The sequence below is a fragment of the Metabacillus niabensis genome (genome assembly GCF_902829255.1).
Lineage (GTDB): Bacteria > Bacillota > Bacilli > Bacillales > Bacillaceae > Metabacillus > Metabacillus niabensis.
This window is the reverse complement of record NZ_CADEPK010000036.1, coordinates 1-2,814: the sequence shown is the minus strand read 5'-3', so window position 1 is coordinate 2,814 and position 2,814 is coordinate 1. Positions and strand designations below refer to the sequence as shown.

Below are 2,814 nucleotides of genomic sequence, written 5' to 3'. Positions count from 1 at the left end.
TAATAGCGATTATATTATCTCTCATAAAAATGAATGTTAGCCTATTAAATTCTAATAAGCTGGTAATATCTGCTTGTTAATATGTGAATAAAATCAATAAAGCTGTGAGAAATTAATGATACTTTCACTCAAAAAACTTTTTAACGAAACTTTAATGTTCAACTAGAAAATATATGGAAAAATAAAATGAGTGAATAATTTTATTCTTTTGAAACAAAATATATTTCAAATCAGCAACGGGTTAGCCTAGAGGATAAAGCATGGTGCAATTCCAGCCTAACCCACCAAACAACAACTATTCATAAGGAGATGGTTTAACATGGCAAGTAACGGTAATAATTCAAACCAACTATTGGTACCTGGTGCAGCACAAGCTCTTGATCAAATGAAATTAGAAATCGCATCAGAATTTGGCGTTAACCTTGGTGCAGAAACAACCTCTCGTGCAAATGGATCTGTTGGTGGAGAAATCACAAAACGTTTAGTATCTTTCGCTCAACAACAAATGAGTGGCGGAACTCGATAATAAAAACTTCATACACTAATGGCTAAAAAAGGCACCTTTTTAGGTGCCTTTTTCATTCATGAAACGAGATAAGCTGGTAATGATAAACAAGTGGAACTAAATTTATAAGGAGTGAGAGAAATGATTAATGAAGATTTTGATGAGTTTATCCAGGCTGAAGCCCGTCATAAATCCGTGTATCTTGGCTCTGACCAAAAAAATGCGCACAAAAAGGAAATAAAGAAGGATGAAAATTCAAGAGGTAATACAGACTCCTATATAGGTGCAACAGGAAGAGATGTTTTTGATAAATAATGTAAAACGAACAAAAACAGTAGTGACAATGGTTCCCCACTGCCTCTACTGTTTTTTCTTATCTTGCCTTAATAAACATTTGTACCCATGCACCATGATAAAATCCAACACCAATTGTGTCATATTCTGGCTTTAATATATTTGCGCGATGGCCAGATGAATTCATCCATGCATTCATTACCTCTTGCGGTGTTTTTTGACCTTTTGCAATATTTTCACCTGCAGATGAGTAACTAACTCCAAATGTTTTTAACATATCGAAAGGTGAACCATAGTTTGGGCTAGTATGTGAAAAGTAATTTGAATTAATCATATCTTCTGCCTTTTTCTGTGCTACATTTTTCACATCAGCTCGATGTGATAATGCTCTTAATCCTGCTTTAGCTCTTTCCTGGTTAACCAATTGGACAACTTGTTCTTGGAAACCACTAGGACTTTGTGCAGATGCCTTAAGACGAATCACTTCACCTACATGCATATTCCTAGGCTCGACATTTGGATTTAATTGCATTAACTGTCTATAGTCTAAACCGTATCGCTTAGCTATGTACCAAAATGTATCACCTGGAGAAACCTTATAAAATTCAAATGGTGCTTCTTTATAGCTTTTAGTTTGTCCATTTGTCACAGATGGAACGATAAAAAGTAAAATCAATGTTGCCAATAAAAACTTTTTAAACATATCTTTCCTCCTTAGCCAATAAGTTAATTTTCCACTTTTCTAGTTTGGCTAAGTTTCAGAAATGAATGCATAAAATTTTCTCAACACCTTTTTTCATAATAGTTCAATTTACGTTGTTTCTATAACTAAAGAATACAAACAGTACCATTCATATTCTTCCTCTAACTACTTATTCACCTTTTACTTGCAAGAGACTCATACGTTTTCTTTAAAATATCTTGTAAATAGCCGTTTTATCGCTTACTTTTAAAAAGGATAAGTTTAGTAAAGGATGATTGAACGTTGACAAATAATCAAAATCGAATATTGCAATTAGATATTATTCGTGGGGTTGCACTTTTAGGTATTTTCCTTGTAAATATGCCTAGCTTCCACTCTCCACAGTTTATGTACTCATTTTTTGGTCTTTCGCAAAGCTATTCAGAATTTGAAAAAGGTCTAGCAATTTTCCAAAAATTATTTATTGAAATGAAGTTTTATCCAATCTTTTCATTTCTTTTCGGATTAAGCTTTTACTTGTTCCTTTCCAAATATCCTGTATTTTTCTTTATAAAACGAATGATCGTCCTTTTATTAATTGGTCTTTGTCATTTACTTTTTCTTTGGTATGGTGATATTCTTCATGCTTACGCACTAACTGGCATTATGCTAATTCCTTTTTACCGCCTTAAACCAAAACAAATTCTTATATGGTCAATAATATTTCTTTTTACTTATCATCTTATTCTGTTAAGTAGTATATTTAGCTCAATAAAATTTGTTTACGACGAAGGATTCATTAATGAAAATATTAAAGCTTATGTCACACATTATCAAAGTGATTCATATTTTCATTGGTTCTTCTCTCATTTACAAATAGAAGTTATTCCAATCCTTTTTCAATTACCATTATCTATTTTTCCTATATTAGGCTTTTTCTTATTAGGCCTATATGCTGGCAAGAAAAACCTTTATTCCATCTCATTACAAAATATACGATTAATAAAGATACTTATCGTTTGGTGTTCTTTTATTAGTTTGTTATTAGTGATTACAAACTTTATTTTTTTGACATATGACATATTTACTTCACCAATTCAACATTCGACAAGCCAATTTGTCACGAGCTTAAGCGGTGTTTCGTTAAGCATTTTATATATGTGTATCATATCCATATGGGTAACGAAGGAGAAATGGAAAAAAGGACTTCTCCCCTTTCAATATGTCGGACGTATGTCATTAACAAACTATCTTTTCCAATCATTAATTTCTATCGGAGTAATTAGAATTTTCGACTTATATGGAAAGCTCAATTTGATAGAAGGTACTCTAT

4 protein-coding genes are annotated in these 2,814 nt (G+C 32.0%); 3 read left to right on the top strand and 1 reads right to left on the bottom strand.

What is annotated here, in order from left to right; genetic code table 11:
• Positions 1-319: 319 nt before the first annotated feature.
• Together HU235_RS06450 and HU235_RS06445 are read left to right on the top strand one after the other, a co-directional pair.
• Positions 320-526: an alpha/beta-type small acid-soluble spore protein gene (locus HU235_RS06450; RefSeq protein WP_095302684.1), complete on the top strand. Its 207-nt coding sequence runs from the start codon at positions 320-322 to the stop codon at positions 524-526.
• Positions 527-646: 120 nt separating this feature from the next.
• Positions 647-820, top strand: a complete 174-nt coding sequence (locus HU235_RS06445) for a hypothetical protein (protein WP_174879678.1) — start codon at positions 647-649, stop codon at positions 818-820.
• Positions 821-878: 58 nt separating this feature from the next.
• Here HU235_RS06445 and HU235_RS06440 read toward each other — a convergent pair whose 3' ends face one another.
• Complete coding sequence (locus HU235_RS06440) at positions 879-1,502, bottom strand: CAP domain-containing protein (protein ID WP_174879677.1); 624 nt, start codon at positions 1,500-1,502, stop codon at positions 879-881.
• Positions 1,503-1,784: 282 nt separating this feature from the next.
• On the opposite strand from HU235_RS06440, the gene HU235_RS06435 reads away from it, so the two are divergent.
• Positions 1,785-2,814, top strand: a 1,030-nt coding sequence (locus HU235_RS06435) for a DUF418 domain-containing protein (RefSeq protein WP_174879676.1), incomplete at its 3' end; no start/stop codon positions are given.

What these genes read in the sequence shown, in the direction of transcription:
- HU235_RS06450 (WP_095302684.1), top strand. Translation starts at nt 320, where the DNA reads ATGGCAAGTAACGGTAATAATTCAAACCAACTATTGGTACCTGGTGCA.
- HU235_RS06445 (WP_174879678.1), top strand. Translation starts at nt 647, where the DNA reads ATGATTAATGAAGATTTTGATGAGTTTATCCAGGCTGAAGCCCGTCAT.
- HU235_RS06440 (WP_174879677.1), bottom strand. Translation starts at nt 1,502, where the DNA reads ATGTTTAAAAAGTTTTTATTGGCAACATTGATTTTACTTTTTATCGTT.